At 71.2% G+C, this 26101-nt stretch carries 21 protein-coding genes; 16 read left to right on the plus strand and 5 right to left on the minus strand.

Going from position 1 to position 26101, the window contains the following annotated elements:
* Nucleotides 1–60: 60 nt before the first annotated feature.
* Nucleotides 61–1770, minus strand: coding sequence for a PucR family transcriptional regulator ligand-binding domain-containing protein (locus ABXJ52_RS29470; protein ID WP_367045980.1), 1710 nt, complete (start codon nucleotides 1768–1770; stop codon nucleotides 61–63).
* A 343-nt stretch (nucleotides 1771–2113) separates the two neighbouring features.
* Here ABXJ52_RS29470 and ABXJ52_RS29475 point away from each other — a divergent pair, with 343 nt between their 5' ends.
* The 6 genes from ABXJ52_RS29475 to ABXJ52_RS29500 all read left to right on the plus strand — a co-directional run bounded on the left by ABXJ52_RS29475 (nucleotide 2114) and on the right by ABXJ52_RS29500 (nucleotide 10345).
* Nucleotides 2114–3004, plus strand: a complete 891-nt coding sequence (locus tag ABXJ52_RS29475) for an FAD binding domain-containing protein (protein ID WP_367045982.1) — start codon at nucleotides 2114–2116, stop codon at nucleotides 3002–3004.
* Complete coding sequence (locus ABXJ52_RS29480; RefSeq protein WP_367045984.1) at nucleotides 3004–3597, plus strand: (2Fe-2S)-binding protein; 594 nt, start codon at nucleotides 3004–3006, stop codon at nucleotides 3595–3597. The genes ABXJ52_RS29475 and ABXJ52_RS29480 overlap by 1 nt, the downstream gene beginning before the upstream one ends.
* A 2-nt stretch (nucleotides 3598–3599) precedes the next feature.
* Nucleotides 3600–5990 carry a molybdopterin cofactor-binding domain-containing protein gene (locus tag ABXJ52_RS29485; RefSeq protein ID WP_367045986.1) on the plus strand — a complete coding sequence of 797 codons (2391 nt, stop codon included), beginning with the start codon at nucleotides 3600–3602 and terminating at the stop codon, nucleotides 5988–5990.
* A gap of 292 nt (nucleotides 5991–6282) precedes the next feature.
* Entirely contained in the window at nucleotides 6283–7761 is a 1479-nt protein-coding gene (locus ABXJ52_RS29490; protein WP_367045987.1) for an NCS2 family permease, read from the plus strand.
* A gap of 36 nt (nucleotides 7762–7797) precedes the next feature.
* A complete protein-coding gene (locus ABXJ52_RS29495) occupies nucleotides 7798–8955 on the plus strand; it encodes an XdhC/CoxI family protein (RefSeq protein ID WP_367045989.1) in 1158 nt (385 codons plus the stop codon).
* Nucleotides 8956–9088: 133 nt separating this feature from the next.
* Nucleotides 9089–10345 carry an FAD-dependent monooxygenase gene (locus ABXJ52_RS29500; RefSeq protein ID WP_367045991.1) on the plus strand — a complete coding sequence of 419 codons (1257 nt, stop codon included), beginning with the start codon at nucleotides 9089–9091 and terminating at the stop codon, nucleotides 10343–10345.
* 38 nt (nucleotides 10346–10383) lie between these two features.
* Here ABXJ52_RS29500 and ABXJ52_RS29505 read toward each other — a convergent pair whose 3' ends face one another.
* Both ABXJ52_RS29505 and ABXJ52_RS29510 read right to left on the minus strand, forming a co-directional pair.
* Complete coding sequence (locus ABXJ52_RS29505) at nucleotides 10384–10842, minus strand: SRPBCC family protein (RefSeq protein ID WP_367045993.1); 459 nt, start codon at nucleotides 10840–10842, stop codon at nucleotides 10384–10386.
* An 18-nt stretch (nucleotides 10843–10860) separates the two neighbouring features.
* On the minus strand, nucleotides 10861–11643 hold the full coding sequence (locus ABXJ52_RS29510; protein ID WP_367049360.1) for a polysaccharide deacetylase family protein: 783 nt from the start codon (nucleotides 11641–11643) through the stop codon (nucleotides 10861–10863).
* 166 nt (nucleotides 11644–11809) lie between these two features.
* Here ABXJ52_RS29510 and ABXJ52_RS29515 point away from each other — a divergent pair, with 166 nt between their 5' ends.
* The 9 genes from ABXJ52_RS29515 (at nucleotide 11810) to ABXJ52_RS29555 (ending at nucleotide 21485) form a co-directional block, all read left to right on the plus strand.
* Nucleotides 11810–12991: an FAD-binding oxidoreductase gene (locus tag ABXJ52_RS29515; RefSeq protein WP_367045995.1), complete on the plus strand. Its 1182-nt coding sequence runs from the start codon at nucleotides 11810–11812 to the stop codon at nucleotides 12989–12991.
* A gap of 8 nt (nucleotides 12992–12999) precedes the next feature.
* Entirely contained in the window at nucleotides 13000–13260 is a 261-nt protein-coding gene (locus tag ABXJ52_RS29520; RefSeq protein WP_367045997.1) for a (2Fe-2S)-binding protein, read from the plus strand.
* 162 nt (nucleotides 13261–13422) lie between these two features.
* Nucleotides 13423–14847: an FAD-dependent oxidoreductase gene (locus ABXJ52_RS29525; RefSeq protein ID WP_367045999.1), complete on the plus strand. Its 1425-nt coding sequence runs from the start codon at nucleotides 13423–13425 to the stop codon at nucleotides 14845–14847.
* A gap of 23 nt (nucleotides 14848–14870) precedes the next feature.
* Nucleotides 14871–15788 (plus strand): dihydrodipicolinate synthase family protein, encoded by a 918-nt coding sequence (locus tag ABXJ52_RS29530; protein ID WP_367046002.1) that lies wholly within the window; start codon nucleotides 14871–14873, stop codon nucleotides 15786–15788.
* 41 nt (nucleotides 15789–15829) lie between these two features.
* Nucleotides 15830–16831: a proline racemase family protein gene (locus ABXJ52_RS29535; RefSeq protein WP_367046004.1), complete on the plus strand. Its 1002-nt coding sequence runs from the start codon at nucleotides 15830–15832 to the stop codon at nucleotides 16829–16831.
* A 61-nt stretch (nucleotides 16832–16892) separates the two neighbouring features.
* Complete coding sequence (locus ABXJ52_RS29540) at nucleotides 16893–17585, plus strand: GntR family transcriptional regulator (RefSeq protein ID WP_367046006.1); 693 nt, start codon at nucleotides 16893–16895, stop codon at nucleotides 17583–17585.
* A 365-nt stretch (nucleotides 17586–17950) separates the two neighbouring features.
* On the plus strand, nucleotides 17951–18343 hold the full coding sequence (locus ABXJ52_RS29545) for a hypothetical protein (RefSeq protein ID WP_367046008.1): 393 nt from the start codon (nucleotides 17951–17953) through the stop codon (nucleotides 18341–18343).
* The gene (locus tag ABXJ52_RS29550) at nucleotides 18340–20433 is read left to right on the plus strand and encodes a bifunctional polysaccharide deacetylase/glycosyltransferase family 2 protein (RefSeq protein ID WP_367046010.1); all 2094 of its coding nucleotides are present in this window, start codon (nucleotides 18340–18342) and stop codon (nucleotides 20431–20433) included. Before ABXJ52_RS29545 ends, ABXJ52_RS29550 begins: the two co-directional genes overlap by 4 nt.
* A gap of 2 nt (nucleotides 20434–20435) precedes the next feature.
* Nucleotides 20436–21485 (plus strand): LCP family protein, encoded by a 1050-nt coding sequence (locus tag ABXJ52_RS29555; RefSeq protein ID WP_367046012.1) that lies wholly within the window; start codon nucleotides 20436–20438, stop codon nucleotides 21483–21485.
* Nucleotide 21486: 1 nt separating this feature from the next.
* Here ABXJ52_RS29555 and ABXJ52_RS29560 read toward each other — a convergent pair whose 3' ends face one another.
* Nucleotides 21487–22785, minus strand: a complete 1299-nt coding sequence (locus ABXJ52_RS29560; RefSeq protein ID WP_367049362.1) for a phosphatase PAP2 family protein — start codon at nucleotides 22783–22785, stop codon at nucleotides 21487–21489.
* Between the two features lie 259 nt (nucleotides 22786–23044).
* Between ABXJ52_RS29560 and ABXJ52_RS29565 the strand changes: the two genes are divergently transcribed.
* On the plus strand, nucleotides 23045–24769 hold the full coding sequence (locus tag ABXJ52_RS29565) for an AMP-binding protein (protein ID WP_367046014.1): 1725 nt from the start codon (nucleotides 23045–23047) through the stop codon (nucleotides 24767–24769).
* A 33-nt stretch (nucleotides 24770–24802) separates the two neighbouring features.
* Here ABXJ52_RS29565 and ABXJ52_RS29570 read toward each other — a convergent pair whose 3' ends face one another.
* Nucleotides 24803–25975, minus strand: coding sequence for a magnesium and cobalt transport protein CorA (locus tag ABXJ52_RS29570; protein WP_367046016.1), 1173 nt, complete (start codon nucleotides 25973–25975; stop codon nucleotides 24803–24805).
* Nucleotides 25976–26101: the final 126 nt, after the last annotated feature.

The raw sequence follows: 26101 nt of genomic DNA on the forward strand, positions 1-26101 counted from the left end.
CTGGGTGAAAGAATTCACAAAGGGCGGGTCATGAAAGGTGTTCGGCGCAGGTCGTCCGAGTCAGCTCATGCGCAGTGCCAGGAAGAAATCGAGCTTGTCCTCGAGGCGCGAAAGGTCACGACCCGTCAACTGCTCGATACGGCCCACTCGGTAGCGCAGCGTGTTGACGTGCAGGTGCAGCCGCGCCGCGCAGCGCGTCCAGGAACCGTCGCAGTCCAGGAACGCCTCCAGGGTCGGGATGAGCTCGGCCCGGTGGCGCCGGTCGTAGTCCCGCAGCGGGTCCAGGAGGCGGGCCGTGAACGCGCGGCGCACGTCGTCCGGGACGAAGGGCAGCAGCAGGACGTGCGAGGCCAGCTCCTGGTGGCCCGCCGCGCAGACCCGGCCCGGCCGCGCCGCCGCGACCCGGCGGGCGTGCCGGGCCTCCTCCAGGGCGCCGCGCAGGCCCTCCGCCGAGTGCACGGAGGCGCTGACGCCGAGCGTGAGGCGGCCGTCGCCGTCGAGGCCCGCGGAGAGCGGCTCGCGGACGGACTCCAGGAGGGAATCGGCCAGCAGGCCCGTCTCCGAGTCGTGCTCCCCGGAGACCGCGGGCAGCGGCACGAGTGCGATCGCCTCGTCACCCGTATGGGCCACCGCGATGCGGTCGGACGGTTCGGGCCCCGCCGACAGCGGGTCGACGAGGATCTCCTCCAGGAGGGACTGGGCCACCGGGCCGCCCTCGATGTCGCCCCCGTCCCACTCCACGCGGGCCACCACGACCTGCCAGTGCGGTGCCGCGCCGAGGCCGGGCAGCAGCACGGGGGCGGCGACCCGCAGGCGCGCCGCGATCTCCGCGGGGGCCGCGCCCGTCTGGACCAGCTCAAGGACCTCCTGGGCCAGCCTGCGACGCACCGTGCGGGCGGCGTCGCGCCGGTCGCGCTCCACCGCGATCAGCTGCGTGACGCCCTGCAGCAGGTCGAGCCGCTCCTCGGGCCAGTCGCCCGCGTCGGCCTCGACCGCCAGGAACCAGTCGGAGAGAACCGTCTCGCGCACGTCGCGCAGGGCGGCCGTGCTCGCCGCGGCGGCCGCCGACGCCGAAGCCGCGGCCGGACCGCGCCCACTGCTCCGAATGGGGAACAGGGAGTACGTCGTGCCGTCCAACTGGACGCGGTGCGGGCCCCTGCGCCCCGTACGGACGGCGGCCAGGTGCTCGCCCCCCAGGCGTGCGCAAACGGCCGCCGGGAGGGCGGGGCCCGCGGCGCTCGACCCCGCGATGGCACGGCCCGCGGGCGACAGGACCCAGGCCCGCAGGTCCAGGTCGGAGCCGAGCAGGTCGAGGACGACGTCGGGGCCGCCGCCGGTGGGGCCCGACGTCATCAGGCGGCGGTGGCGGTCCACGACGGCCGCCAGGTCACCTGCCCGCTCGCCGGAGACCTGGCGCACGACATGCTCGGTGATCGTCGCGAAGGCGACCGACTCGTTCACGGCGAACAGCGGCAGGCGGTGCCGCGCGCAGGCGTCGACGAGGTCGGCAGGGACGTCCCCCAGCTCGGCCTCACCAGCGGCCAGGGCCGCCACTCCGGCGCTCGCGAGGATGCGTACGAAGGGTTCGGTGTCCGAGGCGTCGCGGCGCCAGGCGAGGCCGGTGAGGACCAGCTCGCCGCCGGCGAGATACCGGCTCGGGTCACGCAGGTCCGTGGTCATCACACCGCGCACGGTGCGGTCGAGCTCGTCCTCGCCGCCGAGCAGCCGCAGGCCCAGCGCGTCGGTGTCAAGGAGTGCGCGCAGCCGCATGGTGGTCGCCGCCGATCTTGTCTCGAATGGGATGTACAGGCAGTTCGCGTCTGTCGACTCTGTGTGGTCGACGGCCGCCCCAGGCCCCTGTGTCCTGGGGTCCCTGCGGTTTCCGGGGGGAAGCCGCGAGGTTACTGAGGCCCGTTCTTCATACGAATCTACAAGACGCGCGCCTTGGCCAGCCAACTCCTTCATGGTTTCGGTGACTGACCCCATCGGACGGCGGAGCGGTGTACTTGGCCCAATCCGCGTTAACAGCACATGAACAAGCAGTCGAGAGGCCTCCGGCCCGACTTGGCTGGATCCTCTCGAACGAACGACCCAATACGAAGAAGAGAGCCTCATGGACTTCCTTCGCCCTGCCAGCTGGGAGGAGGCGCTCGCCGCCAAGGCCGAGCACCCGACAGCTGTGCCGATTGCGGGTGGCACCGACGTGATGGTCGAGATCAACTTCGACCACCGTCGTCCCGAGTACCTGCTTGACCTCAACCGCATCGCCGAGCTGCGCGAGTGGGCGGTGGGCGAGGAGACGGTCCAGCTGGGCGCCTCGGTTCCCTACACCACGATCATGGAGGAGCTGCGCACCGAGCTCCCCGGTCTCGCGCTCGCCTCGCACACGGTCGCATCCCCCCAGATCCGCAACCGCGGCGGTGTCGGCGGCAACCTCGGCACGGCGTCGCCTGCCGGTGACGCCCACCCGGCGCTGCTCGCCGCCGACTGCGAGGTCGAGGTGGAGTCCGTACGCGGCTCGCGCCTCATCCCGATCGACGACTTCTACACCGGCGTGAAGCGCAACGCCCTCGCCCAGGACGAGCTCATCAAGTCCGTCCACATCAAGAAGGCGGACGGCCCGCAGCAGTACTCGAAGGTCGGCACCCGCAACGCGATGGTCATCGCCGTGTGCGCCTTCGGTATCGCCCTGCACCCCGAGACCCGGACCGTACGGACCGGCATCGGTTCCGCGGCCCCGACCCCCATCCGGGCGAAGGCGGCCGAGGAGTTCCTGAACGCGGCGCTCGACGAGGGCGGCTTCTGGGACAGCAAGAAGATCATCACCCCCTCGATCGCCAAGCAGTTCGCGGAGCTCGCCTCCGGTGCAGCCAACCCGATCGACGACGTCCGCGGCACGGCGAACTACCGCCGTCACGCCGTCGGCATCATGGCCCGCCGCACGCTCGGCTGGACCTGGGAGTCGTACCGCGGCAACGGCCGCAGCACTGAGGGAGTCGCATAATGCGCGTGAACTTCACGGTCAACGGCCGTCAGCAGGAAGCCGACGACGTGTGGGAGGGCGAGTCCCTTCTCTACGTCCTGCGTGAGCGCATGGGGCTTCCGGGCTCCAAGAACGCCTGTGAGCAGGGCGAGTGCGGATCCTGCACCGTCCGTCTCGACGGCGTGCCGGTGTGTTCGTGTCTGGTCGCCGCCGGACAGGTCCAGGACCGCGAGGTCGTCACCGTCGAGGGCCTCGCGGACTACGCGAAACACCGCGACGACGCCCACCCGGGCGGCGCCTGCGGCTCCGTCTGCGGCGGCACCAGCCTCCAGGAAGCCCGCCAGTGGCAGGCCAAGGGAACGGACGGCCAGACCGGCGAGGGCGGCGAACTCTCCTCCATCCAGCAGGCGTTCATCGACGCCGGCGCCGTCCAGTGCGGCTTCTGTACCCCCGGTCTCCTCGTCGCCGCCGACGAGCTGCTCGAGCGCAACGCCTCGCCGTCGGACGCCGACATCCGCGAGGCGCTCTCCGGCAACCTCTGCCGCTGCACCGGTTACGAGAAGATCCTGGACGCGGTCCGCCTGGCGGCCGCCCGTCAGGAAGAGACGGTCTGATCATGGCTGGAACCAAGACCACCACGGGCGCGCCCACCGAAGTCACCCAGAAGCACAACAAGGGCGGCATCGGAGAGTCCACGCTCCGCCCCGACGGCACCCTCAAGGTCACCGGCGAGTTCGCCTACTCCTCGGACATGTGGCACGAGGACATGCTCTGGGGCCAGACGCTCCGCAGCACCGTCGCGCACGCCGAGATCGTCTCGATCGACACCGTCGAGGCGCTCAAGACTCCGGGCGTGTACGCCGTCCTGACGTACGACGACCTGCCCGCCGAGATGAAGAACTACGGCCTGGAGATCCAGGACACCCCGGTGCTCGCGCACGGCAAGGTCCGGCACCACGGTGAGCCGGTCGCCCTGGTGGCGGCCGACCACCCGGAGACCGCCCGCCGTGCCGCCGCGAAGATCGTGGTCGAGTACAAGGAACTGCCCCTCATCACCGACGAGGCCTCGGCGACCGCTCCGGACGCCGTGCTCGTGCACGAGGGCCGCGACGACCACCACATCGGTCACGTCCCGCACCCCAACATCGTGCACCGCCAGCCGATCGTCCGCGGCAACGCCGAAGAGGCCGCCAAGAAGGCCGACTTCATCGTCAAGGGCGAGTACACCTTCGGCATGCAGGACCAGGCCTTCCTCGGCCCGGAGTCCGGCCTCGCCGTACCGTCCGAGGACGGCGGCGTCGAGCTGTACGTCGCCACCCAGTGGCTGCACTCCGACCTCGACCAGATCGCCCCCGTCCTCGGCCTGCCCAAGGACAAGGTGCGCATGACGCTCTCCGGCGTCGGCGGCGCGTTCGGCGGCCGTGAAGACATCTCGATGCAGATCCACGCCTGCCTCCTGGCGCTGCGCACCGGCAAGCCGGTCAAGATCGTCTACAACCGGTTCGAGTCCTTCTTCGGCCACGTGCACCGCCACCCGGCGAAGCTGTACTACGAGCACGGCGCCACCAAGGACGGCAAGCTCACGCACATGAAGTGCAAGATCGTCCTGGACGGCGGCGCCTACGCGTCGGCCTCCCCGGCGGTCGTGGGCAACGCCTCGTCCCTGTCGGTCGGTCCGTACGTGATCGAGGACGTCGACATCGAGGCGATCGCCCTCTACTCCAACAACCCGCCGTGCGGCGCGATGCGCGGATTCGGCGCCGTCCAGGCCTGCTTCGCCTACGAGGCCCAGATGGACAAGCTCGCCGACAAGGTGGGCATGGACCGGGTCGAGTTCCGCCAGCTCAACGCCATGTCGCAGGGCACGCTCCTGCCGACGGGCCAGTCGGTCGACTCGCCGGCCCCGGTCGCCGAGATCCTGCGCCGCGTCAAGGCCCGCCCGATGCCGCCCGAGCGCCAGTGGGAGTCCAGCGAGGGCGCCGACGTCCGCGCGTTGCCCGGCGGACTCTCCAACACCACGCACGGCGAAGGCGTCGTCCGCGGTGTCGGCTACGCGGTCGGCATCAAGAACGTCGGCTTCTCCGAGGGCTTCGACGACTACTCCACCGCCAAGGTGCGCATGGAGGTCATCAACGGCGAGCCGGTCGCCACCGTGCACACCGCGATGGCGGAGGTCGGCCAGGGCGGCATCACCGTCCACGCGCAGATCGCCCGCACCGAGCTCGGCGTCCAGCAGGTGACCATCCACCCCGCCGACACCCAGGTGGGCTCCGCAGGGTCGACGTCCGCGTCCCGTCAGACGTACGTCACCGGTGGCGCGGTCAAGAACTCCTGCGAGCTCGTCCGCGAGAAGGTCCTGGAGATCGGCCGCCGCAAGTTCGGCTCGTACCACCCCGCGTGGGCCACCGCCGAGCTGGTCCTCGAAGGCGGCAAGGTCCTCACCGACGGCGGCGAGGCCCTCGCGGACCTGGCCGAGCTGCTCGACGGCGAGAGCGTCGAGGTCGAGGCCGAGTGGCGGCACCGTCCGACCGTGGCCTTCGACCTGAAGACCGGTCAGGGCAACGGCCACGTCCAGTACTCGTTCGCCGCGCACCGCGCGGTCGTCGAGGTGGACACCGAGCTCGGCCTGGTCAAGGTCATCGAGCTGGCCACCGCGCAGGACGTCGGCAAGGCGCTCAACCCGCTCTCCGTGGTCGGTCAGATCCAGGGTGGTACCACCCAGGGCCTGGGCGTCGCGGTGATGGAGGAGATCATCGTCGACCCGAAGACCGCGAAGGTGCGCAACCCCTCCTTCACGGACTACCTCATCCCGACCATCCTCGACACGCCGACCATCCCCGTCGACGTACTCGAACTGGCGGACCCGAACGCGCCCTACGGCCTGCGCGGCATGGGCGAGGCCCCGACCCTCTCGTCGACCCCGGCCGTCCTCGCGGCGATCCGGAACGCGACGGGTCTGGAGCTGAACAGGACGCCGGTACGTCCCGAACACCTCACCGGTACCTGATCCCAAGATCTCTCCGGGCGGCGCGTGCCTCCCACGGAACGTCACACTTCCCCTCGCCCGTGCCGCCCGGAGAACCCCAGTACCGCACCGCTCGCGGTCATCGCAGTACCTGAGCAGCACCCACGCACCACCCACGCAGCACCCACGCTCTTCGGAGCCCCAGTTCGTCTCGGGCCGTCCCCCGGGTCGTGCAGCCAAACGCACCATCCCAAATCCCGCAGTCTCCACAGGCCCAACCCTTGTTCGATCAGCCTGTTGCGGGTGCCCCTATGAACCTTGGGAGTTAGGCACCATGACCCAGCAGTCAACGGAGCCGAAGACCACGGCAGCGGACGCCGGCAACGGCACGCGCGTCCCCGCCGGCAGGTCCTGGCTCGACCGGTATTTCCACATAACCCAGAGAGGGTCGACGGTCGGTCGGGAGGTGCGTGGCGGCATCACCACCTTCATGGCGATGGCCTACATCATCCTTCTGAACCCCGTGATCCTCTCGGTCCCCGACGCCACGGGACACCGGCTCGACGGTGATCAGCTGACCACCGCCACCGTCTTCGCGGCGGCCGCCACCACCATCGTCATGGGCATCCTGGGCAACGTGCCGCTCGCCCTCGCGGCGGGACTCAGCGTCTCCGCCGTCATGGCCTTCCAGGTCGCCCCGGAGATGACCTGGGGCAACGCGATGGCGATGTGCCTCATCTACGGCGCCATCATCATCCTGCTGGTCCTCACCGGCCTGCGGTCCCTGATCATGGACGCGATTCCCCTGGCACTGAAGCACGCCATCACCATGGGCATCGGCATGTTCGTCACGCTGATCGGCCTGGTCCAGGCGGGCTTCGTCACCTCGATGCCGTCCGAGCACGGCGACATGGGGTCGAAGCCGATCCAGTTGGGCATCGACGACAAGCTCATGGGCTGGCCCGTCCTGTGCTTCGCCGTCACCGTCCTGCTGATCTTCCTGCTCCAGGTCCGCAAGGTCCCGGGCGCGATCCTCATCGGCATCGTCGGCGGCACCGTCTTCGCCGCGATCGTGAACCAGCTCGCGGGCATGAACGCCAAGGACTGGGGCCTGAACGCCCCGGAGCTCAGCGGCTCCATCGTCTCGAGCCCCGACTTCGGCCTCTTCGGCGAGGTGTCCTTCAGCGGCATCGGTGACATCGGCGGCATCACCGTGGGTGTCATCGTCTTCACCCTGGTCCTCGCCGGCTTCTTCGACGCCATGGGAACCATCATCGGCATCGGCCAGCAGGCCAACCTCGCCGACAAGGACGGCAAGATGCCGGGTCTGAACAAGGCCCTGGCGATCGACGGTGCCGGTGGCGTCGTCGGTGGTTTCGCCGGTGCCTCCGGCCAGACCGTCTTCGTCGAGTCCACCGCGGGTGTCGGCGACGGCGCGCGCACCGGCTTCGCGAGCGTCGTCACCGGTCTCGCGTTCGCGCTCTGCCTCTTCTTCACCCCGCTCGCCCAGCTCATCCCGACCCAGGTCGCGTCCGCCGCCCTCGTCGTCATCGGCGCGATGATGCTGAGCAACGCCCGGCACATCGACTGGACCGACCAGGCCACCGCCATTCCGGTGTTCCTGACCACGGTCCTGATGCCGTTCACGTACTCGATCACGGTGGGTATCGCGGCCGGTGTCATCGCCCACGTCCTGATCAAGGCCGTCCAGGGCAGGGCCCGCGAGATCGGCTGGCTGATGTGGGTGCTCGCGCTCGTGTTCCTCGCCTTCTTCGCGCTCCATCCGATCGAGAACTGGATGGGCGTCAAGTAGCCCATCCTGGAATCACACACCCGTTAGGAGACGGACATGCTGGACATCGCCGCGGAGCTGAACCGGTGGGTCGAGCAGGGACGCGACTTCGCCGTCGCCACCGTGGTGGCGGTCGGCGGCAGCGCGCCCCGGCAGCCCGGCGCGGCCCTGGCCGTCGACTCCGACGGCACGGCGATCGGCTCCGTCTCCGGCGGGTGTGTGGAAGGCGCCGTCTACGACCTGTGTCAACAGGCGCTCGAAGACGGCGAGAGCGTCCTCGAACGCTTCGGATACAGCGACGAGGACGCCTTCGCCGTGGGCCTGACCTGCGGCGGAATCATCGACATCCTCGTCACCCCGGTCCGCGCGGACTCCTCCGTGCGGCCGGTCGTCGCGTCCGCCCTCGCGGCGGCCGCGTCGGGCGAGGCCTCGGCCGTCGCCCGCATCACCTCCGGGCCCGCGGACCTCGTGGGCCGGGCTCTTCTCGTACGTTCCGACGCCGACGCCCCTCATGAGGGCGGCCTCGGCGGACACCCCGAACTGGACCGCACCGCGGCGGGCGAGGCCCGCGCGATGCTGGACGCGGGGCGCACCGGCACAGTGGAGATCGGTGAGGACGGATCGCGCTGCGGGCAGCCGCTCACGCTCCTCGTCGAGTCGAGCGTCCCGCCGCCCCGCATGATCGTGTTCGGCGCGATCGACTTCGCGTCGGCGCTCGTCAGGATCGGCAAGTTCCTCGGCTACCGCGTGAGCGTCTGCGACGCGCGGCCCGTCTTCGCCACGGCGGCCCGCTTCCCGGACGCGGACGAGATCGTCGTCGAGTGGCCCCACAAGTACCTGGAGCGGACGGAGGTCGACGGCCGCACCGTCCTGTGCGTCCTGACGCACGACGCCAAGTTCGACGTGCCCCTGCTCGAACTCGCCCTGCGCCTCCCGGTCGCCTACGTCGGCGCCATGGGATCGCGCCGCACACACGAGGACCGCAACAAGCGGCTGCGCGAAGTGGGCGTCAGCGAGCTGGAGTTGACCCGGCTCCGCTCGCCCATCGGCCTCGACCTGGGGGCGCGTACCCCGGAGGAGACGGCCCTCTCCATCGCCGCGGAGATCGTCGCGAACCGGCGGGGCGGCAGCGGGGTCTCGCTGACGGGCGCGCACACGCCGATCCACCACGAGGGCGCGCGGCGTCCGGCCGGGCGCATCGGATCGGTGGCCTGACGCCAGGGGCCGGTGGGTCGAGCGTCCGGGGTCGGTGGCCTGACGTCTCCGGTCGGACAGATCCACGGGTTCATGACATGCGCCTGCTACGTTGCGTCACATAATGCCCATTATGTGACGTACGGGAGCGTTTGTGAAAGTCGCCTGCGTCGGTGGCGGGCCCGCCGCCCTCTACCTCTCGATCCTGCTCAAGCGGCAGGACCCGTCCCACGACATCACCGTCCACGAGCGCAACCCGGCCGGGTCCACCTACGGCTGGGGCGTCACCTACTGGGGCGGCCTGCGCGACAAGCTCCGCGCCGGTGACCCCGAGTCCGCGCGCGCCATCAGCGAGCACTCGGTCCGCTGGAGCGACGGCGTCGCGCACGTCGGCGACCGCAGAACCGTCCACCACGGGGACGAGGGCTTCGGCATCGGCCGCCACCGGCTCCTCGACATCCTCACGAACCGGGCCCGGGACCTCGGCGTACGCGTCGAGTTCGAGCGGGAGATCACCGACGCGGCCCAGCTGCCCGACGCCGATCTGATCGTCGCCGCCGACGGCGTCAGGAGCGCGCTGCGCGAGCGCCACACCGGTCACTTCGGAGCCGAGGTCGCACTCGGCCGCAACAAGTACATCTGGCTCGGCACCACCAAGGTCTTCGACTCCTTCACCTTCGCCTTCGTGGAGACCGCGCACGGCTGGATCTGGTGCTACGGCTACCGCTTCAGCGACGAGCGGAGCACCTGCGTCATCGAGTGCTCCCCGGAGACCTGGACGGGCCTTCGTCTGCACGAGGCGAGCGAGGCCGAAGGGCTCGCCCTCCTGGAGCGGCTCTTCGCGGGGCCCTTGGACGGGCATCGTCTGATCGGCCGCGCGCACGCCGACGGCAGCGCGCAGTGGCTCAACTTCCGGACGCTGACCAACCGGACGTGGCACCGCGGCAACGTGGTCCTGCTCGGCGACGCCGCCCACACCACGCACTACTCGATCGGCGCGGGCACGACGCTCGCCCTGGAGGACGCGATCGCCTTGGCGGGCGCGCTACGGGGGAGCGATGCGCTGCGGGGGAGCGATGCGCTGCGGGGAGGCCCGCGGCTCACTCCCGCTCTCGCGCGCTACGAGCGGGAGCGGCGCGCCGCCCTGCTCTCCGTGCAGAGCGCGGCGCGCTACAGCGCCCAGTGGTACGAGAACCTGCCGCGCTACATCGGCCTCGACCCGGCCCAGATGTTCGCGCTCCTCGGCCAGCGCCACTCCCCGCTGCTCCCGCACGTCCCGCCGCAGCTGTACTACCGGATCGACCGCGCCGCCGAGCAGTTGGAGCCGCTGCGCAGGATGAAGCGCTGGCTGGGCCCGAGGGTTGCCCGCACCCTGCACGGCCGCTCGCGCCCGCAGACTCCTCGGGGCTGAGCCGCGGCGCGCCGGGGCACGCGTACGGGCGCGGCGGGTCACGCGTACGGCCGCGGCGGGGGAGAGGTGAGCAGGCCGTCCACCGCCCGTCCGAACATGTGGCGCGCGGCGGCCCGGAGCACCCCGTCGAAGGCCCGCGGCAGCCACCGCACCCGCAGTTCCTCGCGCCAGACGACCGCCGAACCGGCAGTCCCCGGCCGGGCGGACACCTCGATCTCGGCCCACCCCGTCACGAACGAACCCCGCTTCTCCAGTCGGCACATGCCGCCGCCCTCCGTGGCGGGGCCCCACGTCACGACCTCCATCACGTCGTCGAACCCGAGGGGGCCGAGTCCGCTGCGGGCGACGAACACCGTGCCCTCGCCGCTGGGCGGGGGCGTGCGCACGGTGATCCGCGTCAGCGGCACCACATCGGCATGCCGCTCCCACGTGGTGAGCCGGCGCCAGACCTCGGCGGCGGGCAGAGACGATTCCCGCTCGATACGGAAGAGAGCCACACGTCGATCCTGCCAGGGCTAGGGGCGGTAGACCTTCCCCGGCTCGGCCTTCCCCGGCGCGAGCAGCTGCGGAACCGTCACGAAGACGTAGCCGCGCTTCTTCAACGCGTCGATGATGCCCGGCACCGCGGGCACCGTCCCCTTGTAGATGTCGTGCAGCAGGATGATGCCGTCCCGCTTGGTCTGATCGATGACGCGCTTTCGGATCAGGGCGGAGTCGTTGGTCGTGTAGTCCTTGGCGGTGACGCTCCACAGGACCTCCGAGAGGCCCTCCTCGCGCGCGATCTCGTTGACGTCGGGGTTGGTGCGGCCCTGCGGCGGGCGCATCAGCGTCGGCTCGTGGCCGGTCAGCTTCTCTATCGCCTCGTCGGTCCTGCGCAGTTCCTCGCGCGCCTCGTCCGGCGTGATGTCAGTGAGGATCTTGTGCGACCACGTGTGGCTCGCCACCTCGTGCCCCTCGGCGGCCATGCGCTTCACCAGCTCGGGGTGCTCGGCGATGTGGTTCTTGCCGAGCAGGAAGAAGGTGGCCGGCACCTTCTCCTCCTTGAGGATGTCGAGCAGCCGCGGCGAGTTCTCGCTCGGCCCCGCGTCGAACGTCAGGGCCACGCACTTCGCCTTGCGGCAGTCGACCGTTCCCAGCTTCGCCTGGCGCTCGACGCTCACGGACGCCGCGTCCTTGCGGACGGAACTGGGCGCCGTCGTGTCCACCTTCGTGCATCCCGTCAGGGCGACGGCCATGACCGCGGAGGTCATGGCCGTCATGGAAGCGGCTCGACGGAACGCTGGGGTGGATCTCTTCATCTTGCTTTTCGCAGCAGGCATGGCGAGCACTATACATAGCGTGTATAAACGCCATGTATATACGGGGTGCATAGACGTACGGAGGTCTCTAGTGGCCGTCCGTAAGGGCCCCTATTCAGGCGTCGACTCCCTAGCCCCGGAGAGAGGTATGTGACATAGTACTGACGTGACAGAGCGGCTGACCTGCGATGTTGTGGTTGTCGGCGCCGGGATGGTGGGCGCCGCGTGTGCCCTGTACGCGGCGCGGGCGGGGCTGTCCGTCGCCCTGGTGGACCGCGGGCCGGTGGCCGGCGGTACGACCGGGTCCGGCGAGGGGAACATCCTCGTTTCCGACAAGGAGCCAGGGCCGGAGCTCGAGCTGGCCCTCCTCTCCGGCCGGTTGTGGACGCGGCTCGCTGCCGAGCCGGGCGTGGGCGAAGCCATCGAGTACGAGGCCAAGGGTGGCGTGGTCGTGGCGTCGTCCGAGGAAGGACGCGCGGCGCTGGGGGAGTTCGCCGCCGGGCAGCGCGAGGCGGGGGTCGACGCGCGGGCCGTCACGGCCGACGAGCTGCACGACCTCGAACCGCACCTCGCACCCGCCACGGCAGGCGGCGTCTTCTATCCGCAGGACGCCCAGGTGATGCCGTCCCTGGCCGCGGCCCAACTACTGCGCATGGCACGGCGTTTGGGGACCGAGCTGCGCACAGGCTGGACCGTCACCGCAGTGCTGCGAACCGCGGCCGGTGCGGTACGCGGGATCCGTACCGACGGTGGCGAGATCCACGCCCCGTACGTCGTGAACGCGGCGGGCACCTGGGGCGGCGACCTCGCCGCCCTCGCCGGAACCACCCTGCCCGTGCTGCCCCGGCGCGGCTTCGTCCTGGTCACGGAGCCACTGCCGCGCATGGTCCGGCACAAGGTGTACGCCGCCGACTACGTGGCGGACGTGGCCAGCGGTTCCGCCGCGCTCCAGACGTCACCGGTGGTCGAGGGGACAGCGGCGGGGCCGGTCCTGATCGGGGCGAGCCGCGAACGGGTCGGCTTCGACCGCTCCTTCTCCCTGCCGGTCATGCGGGCCTTGGCGGCCGGGGCGACCCGGCTCTTCCCGTTCCTCGCGGACGTCCGCGCGATGCGCGCGTACATCGGCTTCCGCCCCTACATGCCGGACCACCTCCCCGCCATAGGCCCCGACGCCCGCGTGCCGGGGCTCATCCACGCCTGCGGGCACGAGGGCGCGGGGATCGGACTGGCCACGGGGACGGGCCACTTGATCGCACAGACGCTGGCCGGGACGGCCCCGGATCTGGACCTGACTCCGTTCCGTCCCCACCGTTTCGCCGACAGCCGGTCGTCCGAGGAGGCGCCTTGAGTGGACGAATGAGTGGACACACCGTCACGTTCGACGGCCGGGAGATCCCGGCCCTGCCGGGCCAGACAGTGGCCGCGGCGCTCTGGTCGGCGGGCATCACGGCCTGGCGCACCACAAGATGGGGCGGCGAACCAAGGGGAGTCTTCTGCGGGATCGGCGTCTGCTTCGACTGCCTGGTGGAGATCAACGGGCGGGCGAATCAACGGGCTTGCCTGGTACCGGCGGCTCCCGGAGATGTGATCAGGAGCGGAGATGAGGACGTTGCGTGACGGCGGTGGCGCTTCCCCGGGGCGCGGCTGGTCGCTACGGGGCAATCGGGTAGGTGGGCGGGAAGGCTCGTTCGTCCAGGGTGGGATGCGGGGTTATGGGCGGGTGGGCGGTAGAGGCGGGAGAGGCCCGTTCGGCAAGGGCCGGATCCCGGGGGCCCAGCGGTGACGCCGGAGGCGCCGCCCCGCACACTGGCGGTGATCGGCGCGGGCCCCGCAGGCCTCGCCGCAGCGCTGGCCGCCGCGCAGCGGGACCTAAGGGTCACGCTGATCGACTCCGCCCCGCAGGCAGGCGGACAGTTCTACCGCCGCCCCGCAGCCGCGCTGGGCGCCCGCCGCCCGCAGGCCCTGCATCACCAGTGGCGTACATGGGAGCGGCTGCGGGACGGGCTCGCGGAACAGATCGCGGCGGGCGGCATCACGCACCTGACGGAACATCACGTCTGGTTCGTGGAACGCGTAGAGGGAGAGGGCGGCTTCGCCGTGCAGGCCCTCATCGGCCCCGAGCAGCAGGAGTCCGTGGCCCTGCGCGCCGACGCCGTGCTCCTCGCCACCGGCGGGTACGAGAAGGTCCTGCCCTTCCCCGGCTGGACCCTGCCCGGCGTGGTCACCGCCGGTGGCGCGCAGGCCATGCTCAAGGGAGGCCTCGTCCTGCCGGGCCGCACCGCCGTTGTGGCCGGAACCGGGCCGCTGCTCATGCCCGTCGCCGCCGGGCTCGCGGGGGCCGGGGCCGAGGTGGCCGCCCTGGTCGAATCCGCCGACCCCAAGGCCTTCGCGCGGCACGCCGCCACCCTCGCCGCCCACCCGGACAAGCTCGCCGAGGCGGCCCGGTACGGCGTGCAACTGCTGCGCCATCGCGTCCGGTTGACGCCCCGTCACACCGTCGTCCAGGCGCACGGCAAGGCGTCCCTTGAAGCTGTGACCATCGCCGCGCTCGACCCCGCGGGGCGCGTCAGGCCAGGCACTGAGCGGCGTTTCCGGTGCGACACCCTCGCCGTCGGCCATGGCATGCTGCCGCACACCGATCTCGCCGAAGGGCTCGGCTGCCGCGTCGACGGCCTGAACGTCGCCGTCGACGCCGAGCAGCGCACCGACGTCCCCGGCGTCTGGGCCGCGGGGGAGGCGACAGGCATCGGGGGAGCCGCCCTCTCCCTCGCCGAAGGGCACATCGCCGGACGTTCGGCCGCCGCCCGGCTCCGGGGGCGTACACCCGACCCGCGCGCCTGGGCTGCCGCCGCCAAGTCCCGTACCAAAGCACGGGAGTTCGCCGCCGCGATCAGCCCCGTGTACGCGCCTCCCGCGCACTGGGCCGAGCAACTCCGCGACGACACCCTCGTCTGCCGCTGCGAGGAGGTGCCCGCGTCGGCGGTCCGCGAAGCCGTCGACGAGCTCGGGGCCACGGACGCGCGCTCCGTGAAACTCCTGACGCGGGCCGGCATGGGCTGGTGCCAGGGCCGGATGTGCTCGGCGGCCGTCGCCGGACTCGCGGGCTGCGAAGAGCGCTCCGCACGGCGGCCCTTCGCCAGACCCGTCCCCCTCGGCGTACTCGCGCAGACCCCCGACGAAGACGAGCCGACCCCCTCCTCTTGAGCCGCCACGAAGGGACCCCGCCGATGACTCAGCCCGTGACCCCGCCCGCAGCACACCCCGCCCGCCCCTGGCGCGGCGTCCTCGTCGCCACCGCCCTCCCCCTGAACGAGGACCTCTCCATCAACTACGGCCGCTTCGCCGAGCACTGCGCCTGGCTCGTCGAGAACGGCTGCGACGGCGTCGTCCCCAACGGGTCGCTCGGCGAGTACCAGGTGCTCACCCCCGACGAACGCGCCAAGGTCGTGAAGACGGCCGTCGCGGCGGTCGGCGGGCCGCGCGTGATGCCCGGCGTCGCCGCCTACGGCTCCGCCGAGGCCCGCCGCTGGGCCGAGCAGGCCAAGGACGCGGGCTGTGCCTCCGTGATGCTGCTCCCGCCGAACGCCTACCGCGCCGACGAGCGCTCCGTCCTCGCCCACTACGAGGAAGTGGCCAAGGCAGGCCTCCCCGTCGTCGCGTACAACAATCCCGTCGACACCAAGGTCGACCTGATGCCCGAGCTCCTCGCGAAGCTGCACGCGGAGGGGTACATCCACGGCGTCAAGGAGTTCTCCGGCGACGTGCGCCGCGCGTACCGCATCGCCGAAATCGCCCCGGAACTCGACCTGTTGATCGGCGCCGACGACGTCCTGCTCGAACTCGCCCTCGCGGGCGCCAAGGGCTGGATCGCCGGTTACCCGAACATGCTGCCCGCCGCGTCCGTCGAGCTCTACCGCGCCGCCGTGTCCGGCGACCTGGGAACGGCCACCAAGCTCTACCGCCAGCTGCACCCCCTCCTCCGCTGGGACTCCAAGCCCGAGTTCGTCCAGGCCATCAAGCTGTCCATGGACCTCGCCGGGCGTCACGGCGGGCCCTGCCGCCCCCCACGGGTGCCGCTCCTTCCCGAGCAGGAGAAGGCCGTACGCACCGCCACCGAGCGAGTCATCGCCGCCGGGCTCGGCTAGCAGCTCCACGGCACCAGAGCGACAAGCGAAAGGCACCGCACATGCGCAGCAAACTCGTCCTGCACGCGGTCGACTCGCACACCGAAGGCATGCCGACGCGGGTGATCACCGGCGGCATCGGCACCGTCCCCGGCGCGACGATGAACGAACGCAGGCTCCACTTCCGTGAGCACCGCGACGACATCAAGCAGCTCCTGATGAACGAACCGCGCGGGCACGCGGCCATGAGCGGCGCGATCCTCCAGCCGCCCATCAGGACCGACTGCGACTACGGCGTCATCTACATCGAGGTCTCGGGCTATCTGCCGATGTGCGGGCACGGCACCATCGGCGTCGCCACCGTCCTGGTCGAGACCGGCATGGTCGAGGTCGTCGAGCCGGTCACCACGATCCGTCTGGACACACCGGCGGGCCTCGTCGTCGCCGAGGTCACCGTCCAGGACGGTGCGGCGAAGGCCGTCACGCTGAAGAACGTGCCGTCGTTCGCCGTCGCCATCGACCGCGAGATCACCCTGCCCGACGGCCGTTCGGTGACGTACGACCTGGCCTACGGCGGCAACTTCTACGCGATCCTGCCCCTGGCGCAGTTCGGACTCCCCTTCGAGCGCGGGCGCAAGGACGAGATCCTCGCGGCGGGGCTCTCGCTGATGGAGGCGATCAACGCCGAGGGCGAGCCGGTGCATCCGCAGGACCCCTCGATCCGCGGCTGCCACCACGTCCACCTCTACGCACCCGGCGCCACCGCCCGCCACTCGCGGCACGCGATGGCCATCCACCCCGGCTGGTTCGACCGCTCGCCGTGCGGCACCGGCACGAGCGCGCGCATGGCCCAGCTGCACGCGCGCGGGGAGCTGCCGCTGGACACGGAGTTCGTCAACGAGTCCTTCATCGGCACGCGTTTCAGTGGCCGGCTCCTCGGCACCACCGAGGTCGCGGGAATCCCCGCCGTACTGCCCAGCTTCACCGGCCGTGCCTGGGTGACGGGCACCGCGCAGTACCTCCTCGACCCGGAGGACCCTTTCCCGGCGGGGTTCGTGCTCTAGCGGGCTGGGATACTCGACGCAGCCGTACGACGTGACATTGCACCCAGGAGGAACCGCCCCCATGGCCGCCCGGCGCACCCCCGCCCCCTCCGCTGCCCCCGCGGCCCTGCCCAGCCTCGGCGGGACCCGCAGCAGCTACCGCGAGCGGGTCGCGGACGCCCTGCGCGCCGCGCTCATCGCGGGTGAACTGCGGGCCGGCGAGGTCTACTCCGCGCCCACCCTCGCCGTCCGCTTCGGCGTCTCCGCCACCCCGGTCCGCGAGGCCATGCTCGACCTCGCCAAGGAGGGGCTCGTCGACACGGTGCCGAACAAGGGCTTCCGGGTCACCGCGGTCTCCGGGAAACAGCTCGACGAGTACAAGCACATCCGCGCGCTCATCGAGATCCCCACCACGGCGGAGCTCGCCACGTCCGCGGACCCCGCCGCGCTTGAGGCACTGCGGCCGGTGGCGCGGGAGATCGTCACCGCGGCGACGGCCGGCGACCTCATCGCGTACGTGGAGGCCGACATCCGCTTCCACCTCGGCCTGCTCGCGCTCTCGGGCAACGACCACCTGGTCGAGGTGGTCGGCGACCTGCGCAAGCGTTCCCGCCTGTATGGCCTCCAGGCGCTCGTCGACGCGGGGCGCCTCGATGTGTCGGCCGAGGAGCACCTGGAGATCCTCGACGCGCTGCTCGCCCGCGACGAGGAAGCCGTACGCACGGTGCTGACCCGCCACCTCGGTCATGTGCGCGGCCTGTGGGCGGCCGATTAGCGCCAAGGCCGTGTCGGTCGTCGCCGGCATGCATGGGCGACGTTCGCGTCTGCCAAGTGCGTGGCCGTTGAAGCTAGTTCGGGGGTGCCCGTCGGCGTCCGCCCGAGTAGGGTCGGGGGCTGCGTGACGGCCGGCGGTCGCCGCCTGACGTCTCGCGGGCAGTACGGCGGGCCTCCGGGCCCGTACCCCCCACACACAAAGAGCCGCGCGTGCGCGGCCGCAGATCAGGAGCACCAGTGCAGGGCACCCCCCACATAGCCAGCACACCGCACGACGGGCGATTGCCGTCCGAGCCTCCCTGCCCACCGGGCGCGCTCGGGCACCCGGCGCGGCAAGGCGTCGCCACGGCGAGGCAGGACCCGGTCGTGCGGCTGCCTCCCGCCGAGCCTCAAATCCCCGTGTTCATCGACGAGTCGGGCTGGCGCAGGCGGACGCTGCAAGGGCTCGGACTCGCCGTGGGCTGCGCCTGCGTCGGGTATCTGCTGTTCGTCGGCACGCTCGTCAGCGGGTTCTGGCAGCCCGTCGGCACACAGCCGCCGAGCACGAACGCACCGGCCGGCCCGCACTCACCCGCGGCCCCCTCCCGCCAGGACGCGGCCTCTTCACGCCAGGACGCGACCCCCTCCCGCCAGGACGCGGACACGTCGCCGGAAGACCCCGGCGCTCCCGTCCCCGCCGGGGCCCGCGCGGACCGGGACGACCACCGCCGCCCGCCGGCCGGCAGATCAGCCCCGCCGGCCGGAGGCCCGAAGCAGTGAGCCGGCGCGACGCCGCCGTCCGCCGACCACCGCGCGGACACTGGCTCGTGCTCCTGCTCGTCCTCCTCGTGGTCGCCGTCGTGCTCCTCTTCGAGGGCTGGACCACCCACCAGGTCGACGCCGCACGCACCAAGCCGCCGTGCACCCGGCCGATCCCGCGCGAAGCGGACGACGGCAAGCCGCTGCTGCGCTTCGGCCCCAAGGGGGTCACCACCGCCAACATGCCACCGGGCACCGCGGCGCTCACCTTCGACGGCGGACCCGACCCGGTGTGGACGCCGCGCCTGCTCGACCTGCTGCGCAGGCACCACGCACGGGCGACCTTCTTCGTCTACGGGAAGGACGCGGCCCGGCATCCCGAACTGACGCGGCGGATCGTGCGCGAAGGCCACGAGATCGGCTCGTACACCTACAGCGGCGGCGATTTCGGCGTCGCGTCCCCGCTGCGCACTCGCCTCGAACTGTCGCTCACCCAGACCGCCTTCGCGGGCGCGGCCGGCGTCCGCACCACCCTGCTGCGGCTGCCGCACACCACCGCGGCGGACACACTCTGCGGCCCGCAGTGGCCGGCCGCGAAGCGCGCGGCCGAGCAGGGCTACCTCGTGGTCGCGTCGGACTACAAAGACCGCAAGCCGTGGCGCGGAGTGGTGACACAGCACAGCCAGACCGACCTCGGCTACCGCGAGGCCGAGAAGTTGCTGCGCGACCCCAGAGTGACGTCGTTCACCACCGTCAGCGGTGGCCTGGGCCGCCCCTCCTTCACGCAAGCGGTCCCGGTCGCCCAGGAGATCGAGGGCGAGGGCCTGATCTGGTCGCAGCGGCTCGGCAAGGCGTTCCTCAACGTGATGGTGTGGACGCTGACCCTCGCGGGCGTGCTCGGCGTCCTGCGGATGCTCCTGTTCGCGTTGTTCGCCCGGCTCCACGTACGCAGACTGCACCGGTACCGGCCCGGTGCGCCACGGCTGCGCGAGGTCCGTGACCCGGTGACGGTCCTGGTGCCCGCGTACAACGAGGAGGCCGGTATCGCCTCCACCGTGTACTCGCTGCTCGCCTCGACCCACCCGCACTTTCAGGTCATCGTCATCGACGACGGCTCGACCGACGCCACCGCCGACATCGCCGAGGACATCGACGACCCGCGGGTGACGGTGGTCCGGCAGCCCAACGGCGGCAAGCCGAGCGCCCTCAACACCGGCCTCGCGCACGCCCGGTACGACATCGTCGTGATGGTCGACGCGGACACCATCTTCGAACCGGAGGCGCTCGCCCGCCTCGTCCAGCCGCTCGCCCACCCGGCGGTCGGCGCGGTCAGCGGCAACACCAAGGTCGGCAACCGCCGCCGCCTGCTCGGCAAATGGCAGCATCTGGAGTACGTACTCGGCTTCAACCTCGACCGGCGGATGTTCGAGGTCCTGGAGTGCATGCCGACGGTGCCGGGAGCCATCGGAGCCTTCCGCAGGGACGCCCTGATGGGTGTGGGCGGCGTCAGCGACGAGACCCTGGCCGAGGACACGGACCTCACGATGGCGCTCTGGCGGGCCGGCTGGCGCGTCGTCTACGAGCAGTCGGCGGTCGCGTGGACCGAAGTGCCGGTCAGCGTCCGGCAGTTGTGGCGGCAGCGCTACCGCTGGTGCTACGGCACCCTCCAGGCGATGTGGAAGCACCGCTACGCGGCGGTGGAGGTCGGCCCCGCGGGACGCTTCGGCCGCCGGGTCATGCTCTACGTCACGCTGTTCCAGATAGTGCTTCCGCTGTGCGCACCGGTCGTGGACATGTTCGCCCTGTTCGGGGTGCTGTTCCGCGACCCCGTGGAGGCGGCTCTCGTCTGGTGCGGTTTCCTCGCCGTCCAGCTGGTGACCGCCGCGTACGCGCTGCGGCTCGACCGCGAACGGCTGCGCGTGCTGTGGGTGCTGCCGCTCCAGCAGTTCGTCTACCGGCAGTTGATGTACCTGGTGGTCATCCACTCCGTGCTGACGGCGCTGCTCGGCACCCGCCTGAAGTGGCACAGCATGAAACGCACCGGCACCGCCGACCCGTATCTGCTCGAAGCGCCGCCCCAGGAGGCGCGGCGGAGTCTGCAAGGGAGCTGACGATGACAGACCCACTTCCGTTCACCGACCGGCCCAGCTCCCGCTACGGGCCCCGGCGCGCCCACGCCCGTCAGGCGAAGAAGAAGCGCAGGCGGCTGCGGCGCGCGGTGCTCGCCGTGCTGACCGGCGCCGTCGTCGCGGCGGGCGGCACGTACGGCTGGGCCGAGACACGGCTCCAACGGGAGGTCGACCTCGGCGCGTACGGGGACCGTCCGCCACCCGGCGAAGGCACCAACTACCTCATCGTCGGCTCGGACAGCCGCGACGGTCTCTCGCCGGACGCCGTGCGGGATCTGCGCGCCGGCGGGGGCGGCGGACGGCGCACCGACTCGATGATGCTGCTGCACACCGGCGCGCACGGGACCAGCATGGTCAGCCTGCCGCGCGACTCCTGGGTCACCGTGCCCGGCCGCCTCGACACATCGACGGGCAAGACCAAGCGCCCCGAGGGGGACAAACTGAACGCCGCCTTCGCCTACGGCGGCCCCGAACTCCTCGTGCACACCGTGGAGCGGAACACCGGGCTGCGCATCGACCACTACGCGGAGATCGGCTTCGCGGGGTTCGTGAACATCGTCGATGCCATCGGCGGCGTACGGATGTGCCTCGACCGGGACATCAAGGACAAGAAGTCGGGCGCCGACCTGCGCCAGGGCTGTCACACCCTGGACGGCAAGCAGGCGCTCGCCTTCGTCCGCCAGCGGCACCAGGAGAAGGAGGGCGACCTGGGCCGGTCGAAGAACCAGCAGAAGCTCCTGTCGACCCTCGCCCACCAGGCCGCGAAACCCGGCACCCTCTTCGACCCGACGGAGATCGGCCCGGCGATGCGGGCCGGGCTCGAGACGCTCATCGTCGACAAGGACATGAGCCTGCGCGATCTCAGCGAGATGTTCCGCGCCGTGCAGAGCGTCTCGGGAGGACAGGGCAAGCGGATCAACGTACCCGTGTCCGGCTTCGGCGTCCCCACCTCCAAGGGCAACGTACTGAAGTGGGACGCCGAGAAATCGGCCCGCCTCTTCGCCGACCTGCGCCAGGACAGGCCGCTGACATGACTCAGGCCATCTCGGGCTGTGGTTCCGGCTGGAGCGCGGGCGCGTCCTTCGGCTCCCAGGGCCGGGTGGTCCGTACGTAGCCGTGGATCACGGACAGCATCGACGCCATGACCAGGGGGCCGAACACCCACGGATGCCGGGCCATCTCCATCGGCAGGTAGCGGTAGGTCACCAGAAGCGCGGCGAAGACCGCCGTGCCGTGAGCGATCAGCCGGATGCCCGACGGGTCCCAGCCGCGGTCGTACGCGCGCAGGGCGCCCTCGACGGTGAGGGCGAACACCACACCGGCCACGAGGTCCACGCCGTAGTGGTAGCCGAAGCCGAGCGTCGCGCTGAGGGTGGCGACCAGCCAGAAGGTCCCCGCGTAGCGCAGAAGGCGCGGGCCCTTGCGGGAGTGGATGAAGATCGCGGTGGCCCACGCGGTGTGCAGGCTCGGCATGCAGTTGCGCGGGGTGAGCCCGTCGTACGGCACCGGGTGGGGGGCGCTGATCGGCGGCGGGGTGTGCGGCCACAGGTTGGCCGCAGCCCACTGCAGGCCGCCGGTTCCCGAGGTGCCCGGACCGTAGGCGAAGATCGGCCCGACCACCGGGAAGATCATGTAGACGGCGGGGCCGAGCAGGCCGATCACCAGGAAGGTGCGCACCAGGTGGTGGCGCGGGAAGCGGCGCTCGGCCGCCACGTTCCGCAGCTGGTACAGGGCGGCGACGACCGCGGCCACCGCGAGCTGGGCGTAGACCAGGTCGATGACGTGGGGGACGAGCGGGCCGCTGGCGTCGAGTATCCGGCCCGCGAGCCACGACGGGTTGCCCAGCGCGTGATCGGCGACCGCGAGGTAGGGGTCGAGCACGGTCGGGCGGGTCTTCGCCGTGATGAGCAGCCAGGTGTCACCGGTTTTTCGGCCGGCCACGAGGAGCAGACCAAGCCCGACGCCCTTCAGGAGCAGGACACGTTCCTCGCCCGCGCGGCGCGTGAACGCGACGAACGCCCAGCCCAGCATCACCCATAGCGCGCCGTTGCCGAAGAACTGGCCTTCGGGCACCTCGGCGTCGACCGCCCACCGCACCACCACGAAGACGAGGTCGATCCCGATCGCCGCGCCTGCCGAGATGAACCGCTGCCGCCAGGTGAGCACCACCATCATCAGCGCCAGACCGCCGTACAGCGGCCCCGGTTTGGGCGGGAAGAGCACCTCGCGCGCCTGATTGGTGAGCGGCCCCGGTACGCCGCCGTAGCGGCGCGCGGCGATCTCCAGCGCGATCAGGAAACCGAGGGCCACCACGCCCGCCGCGACCCAAAGGATCACGCGCGGCCGAGACCGAGCAGGCCGTGCGGGACCTGCGGGACCTGCGGGCTGTGCGGGACCTGCGGGCTGTGCGGGACCTGCGGGCCGCGGAGCCCGCACGGCGGAGTCGGTTCTGCGAGGTATTCGCGAAATCACTCGCGAAACTATAGGTATCCACTTTTTCCCACCGACGGCGGGGCAGGGTACTCCCTCGGTCGATGGCCGAAGTCGCCCCCTACGGGACCGAGGCCTCCGAGCGGCATGTTTGCATATGTCCATGATCATTAGCGCAGAGCAAACACCGGGCAGCGAGCAAACACCGGGCGGCGTCCAGCAGATATCGGGCAGCCCGCAGCAGGCCCTCCAGCAGGCCCTCCAGCAGGCGCCCGCCCCGCGGACGTACGTGGACCGCATCCTGGAGCACTGGAACAAGGACGGGGACGCCGAGGCGCTTGTCCAGGGCGCGCGGCGGCTGACCCGGGGCGAGGCCCGGCGGCAGCTGTTCCGGCTGGGGCACGCGCTGCGCCGCCGGGGACTCGAACCGGGCGACGGCGTAGGGCTTTTCCTGGCCAACCGTGTGGACTCGGTCCTGGTGCAGCTCGCGGTCCACCTCATCGGCTGCCGCGTCGTGTTCCTGCCGCCCGAGCCGGGCCCGGGCGAGCTCGCCGCGCTGGTCGAGCAGTCCCGGGCGCGGGTCGTGGTCACCGACCCGCTCTTCGCGCCGCGGGCCGCCGACGCGGCAGGCCGCAGCGTCCACGCCCCCGAGCTGCTCAGCCTCGGCCCCTGCGAGCAGGAGTGCGAGGACCTCCTCGCCCTGGCGGCCGAGTGCCCCGAGGTGCGCCCCGAGGGCGTGCCCGCCCCGGGTGAGGACGAGGCCGTCACCGTCCTCTACACCGGCGGCACGCTGGGCCGCCCGAAGCTCGCCGCGCACAGCCACCGGCTCTACGGCGCGCTGGTGGACCGGGCGCAGGACGCACCGCAGGAGTCCCGCCCCTCGGTCTTCCCGGTCATGGCGCCGGGCGCGGACAGGGTGCTCGCCGCCACGCTGCTCACGCACGGCAGCGGCCATCTCACCTCGGTCCAGGCGCTGGTGACAGGTTCCGTACTCGTCGTCCTGCCGGAGTTCGAAGCGACCGCGGCACTGAAGGCGCTCCGCGACGAGCGGATAACGGCCACCATGTTCGTACCGCCGATGCTGTACGCGCTTCTCGACCACCCGGAGTGCGTACCGGGCGCCCTGCCCGCGCTGCGCCGCATCGTCGTCGGCGGGGCGGCCTCGTCACCCAGCAGGCTGCAGCAGGCGGTCGAGGTCTTCGGACCGGTGCTCAGCCAGGGCTACGGCCAGTCGGAGGCGCTCGGCATCGCCGCGTTCGGCGCGGAGGACCTCGCGTCGGAGGGAGCCAGGCGCCCCGAGCTCTGGCGCAGCTGCGGCCGGGCGATATCCGACACCGAGATCGAGATCCGCGCCGGGGCCGACGCCGAGGACAGCACAGCGGCGCTCCCCGCCCGCCAGGTCGGCGAGGTGTGTGTACGGGGCGAGACGGTGATGCTCGGCTACTACGAGGACCCGGAGCGCACCGCGGAAGCACTGCACGACGGCTGGCTGCGCACCGGGGACATGGGCTACCTCGACGCCGACGGCTACCTCTTCCTCGTAGACCGGGCCAAGGACATCATCGTCACCGGCAGCACCAGCGACAACGTCTACTCCCGGGTCCTCGAGGACTTCCTGCTCACGCTGCCCGGAGTGCGCAACGCGGCGGCGCTCGGCGTACCGGACGAGGAGTTCGGGGAGGCCGTACAGATCTTCCTGGCCACGGCCGAGGACACGAACGTCGACCCGGCCACGGTCGGCGCGGCGGTGACCGCCGAGCTGGGTGACCTCTACACACCCCGCAGGACGATCCTGCTCGACCGCCTGCCGACGACGAAGGTCGGCAAGGTGGACAAGAAGGCGCTGCGGGCGGCTTGGACGGCTGGGGCGACGGCGGCGGCCGGCTAGAGCTGGCCCGGTCGCCCCAGAAGAGGCTCGCCGCTACAACCAGTCCCGTCGCTTGAAGATGAAGTACAGGCTGACGCAGACCACGGCCATCAGGGCGATCGCGAAGGGGTAGCCGAACGCCCAGTGCAGCTCCGGCATTTCGTCGAAGTTCATGCCGTAGATCGTGCCGACGAGGGTGGGGGCAAACAGAATGGCGGCCCACGAGGAGATCTTCTTGATCTCCTCGTTCTGTTCGAAGCCCGCCTCCGCGAGCGCCCGCATCTCCGCGTTCTGCTGCTGGGTGACGAGCGTCGAGTTGACCGTGAGGATCTCGGTCAGGGCCTGGCGGAAGCCGTCGACTCGTTCGCTGGTGTGCGTGACGTGGTCGGCGACGTCGCGCAGGTAGCGCTGGAGTTCCTCGTCGGTGCGGTACTTCGCGAAGCCCGCCATCAGGGAGTGCAGCATGGACACCAGGGGGCGGGTCGCCCGCTGGAACTCGACCATTTCCCTGGAGAGTTCGTAAATGCGGCGGGAGACCTCCGGGTCGCCGCTGAAGACCTCGGTCTCGATCTCGTCGATGTCGTTCTGCACGCCGGCGACGACCGGGGCGTACCCGTCGACCACCGCGTCCAGGATCGCGTACAGGACCGCCTCCGGGCCGAGCTTGAGGAGGTCGGGGCTCTCCTCCATGCGGCGGCGTACGGCGGTCAGGTCCGGGGCGGCGCCGTGGCGCACCGTGATGACGAAGTCCGGGCCCACGAACACGTGCAGTTCACCGAAGTCGACCTCCTCCGGGGCGTCCAGATAGCGGGCCGCGCGCAGGACGACGAAGAGGGTTTCTCCGTAGCGCTCCAGCTTGGGCCGCTGGTGGGCCTCCATCGCGTCCTCGACGGCCAGCTCGTGCAGGTCGAACTCGGCCGCCAGGGAGAGGAGTTCGGCCTCCGTAGGGCGCGCGAGGCCGATCCATGCCATGCCGTCGCGCTGCTCGCGCAGCTCTCGGAAGGTGTCGGCGAGGGAGGCGGGCGTCGCGACGCGGACTCCGTCGCGGTAGAGCGCGGCCTGTACGACGCTCGCGGCTTCCTGCGGTGCGGAGGGAGGGGGCGCGGGGGCGGCCTCGGGGTTCCCGGAGCCCCCGTTCCCGGAGGCCGAGGAGGTGCCGGCCGGGGCAGAGCGCCGCCAGCCGTGCCTCTTCGCGCTCGGTACGGGCCGGGCCCGGCGCTCCGCCATGCTGGCTGCCTCCGATGTCGGGCGGTATTGGACAGTGTTTGTCGGTTTTCGGTTCTCGGTTTTCGGTTCTCGGGTTGAAGCAGGATATACGCCTCAAATGTCACGAGCGTGGCGACATCTCGAACG

The organism is Streptomyces sp. Je 1-332 (assembly GCF_040730185.1).
Taxonomy (GTDB): Bacteria; Actinomycetota; Actinomycetes; order Streptomycetales; family Streptomycetaceae; genus Streptomyces.

Excerpts from the sequence above, each read along its gene's own strand:
- ABXJ52_RS29475 (WP_367045982.1), top strand. The coding sequence starts at position 2,114 with ATGGACTTCCTTCGCCCTGCCAGCTGGGAGGAGGCGCTCGCCGCCAAG.
- ABXJ52_RS29470 (WP_367045980.1), bottom strand. The coding sequence starts at position 1,770 with ATGCGGCTGCGCGCACTCCTTGACACCGACGCGCTGGGCCTGCGGCTG.
- ABXJ52_RS29490 (WP_367045987.1), top strand. The coding sequence starts at position 6,283 with ATGACCCAGCAGTCAACGGAGCCGAAGACCACGGCAGCGGACGCCGGC.
- ABXJ52_RS29495 (WP_367045989.1), top strand. The coding sequence starts at position 7,798 with ATGCTGGACATCGCCGCGGAGCTGAACCGGTGGGTCGAGCAGGGACGC.
- ABXJ52_RS29565 (WP_367046014.1), top strand. The coding sequence starts at position 23,045 with ATGATCATTAGCGCAGAGCAAACACCGGGCAGCGAGCAAACACCGGGC.
- ABXJ52_RS29535 (WP_367046004.1), top strand. The coding sequence starts at position 15,830 with ATGCGCAGCAAACTCGTCCTGCACGCGGTCGACTCGCACACCGAAGGC.
- ABXJ52_RS29520 (WP_367045997.1), top strand. The coding sequence starts at position 13,000 with ATGAGTGGACACACCGTCACGTTCGACGGCCGGGAGATCCCGGCCCTG.
- ABXJ52_RS29480 (WP_367045984.1), top strand. The coding sequence starts at position 3,004 with ATGCGCGTGAACTTCACGGTCAACGGCCGTCAGCAGGAAGCCGACGAC.
- ABXJ52_RS29510 (WP_367049360.1), bottom strand. The coding sequence starts at position 11,643 with ATGAAGAGATCCACCCCAGCGTTCCGTCGAGCCGCTTCCATGACGGCC.
- ABXJ52_RS29570 (WP_367046016.1), bottom strand. The coding sequence starts at position 25,975 with ATGGCGGAGCGCCGGGCCCGGCCCGTACCGAGCGCGAAGAGGCACGGC.
- ABXJ52_RS29555 (WP_367046012.1), top strand. The coding sequence starts at position 20,436 with ATGACAGACCCACTTCCGTTCACCGACCGGCCCAGCTCCCGCTACGGG.
- ABXJ52_RS29485 (WP_367045986.1), top strand. The coding sequence starts at position 3,600 with ATGGCTGGAACCAAGACCACCACGGGCGCGCCCACCGAAGTCACCCAG.
- ABXJ52_RS29530 (WP_367046002.1), top strand. The coding sequence starts at position 14,871 with ATGACTCAGCCCGTGACCCCGCCCGCAGCACACCCCGCCCGCCCCTGG.
- ABXJ52_RS29540 (WP_367046006.1), top strand. The coding sequence starts at position 16,893 with ATGGCCGCCCGGCGCACCCCCGCCCCCTCCGCTGCCCCCGCGGCCCTG.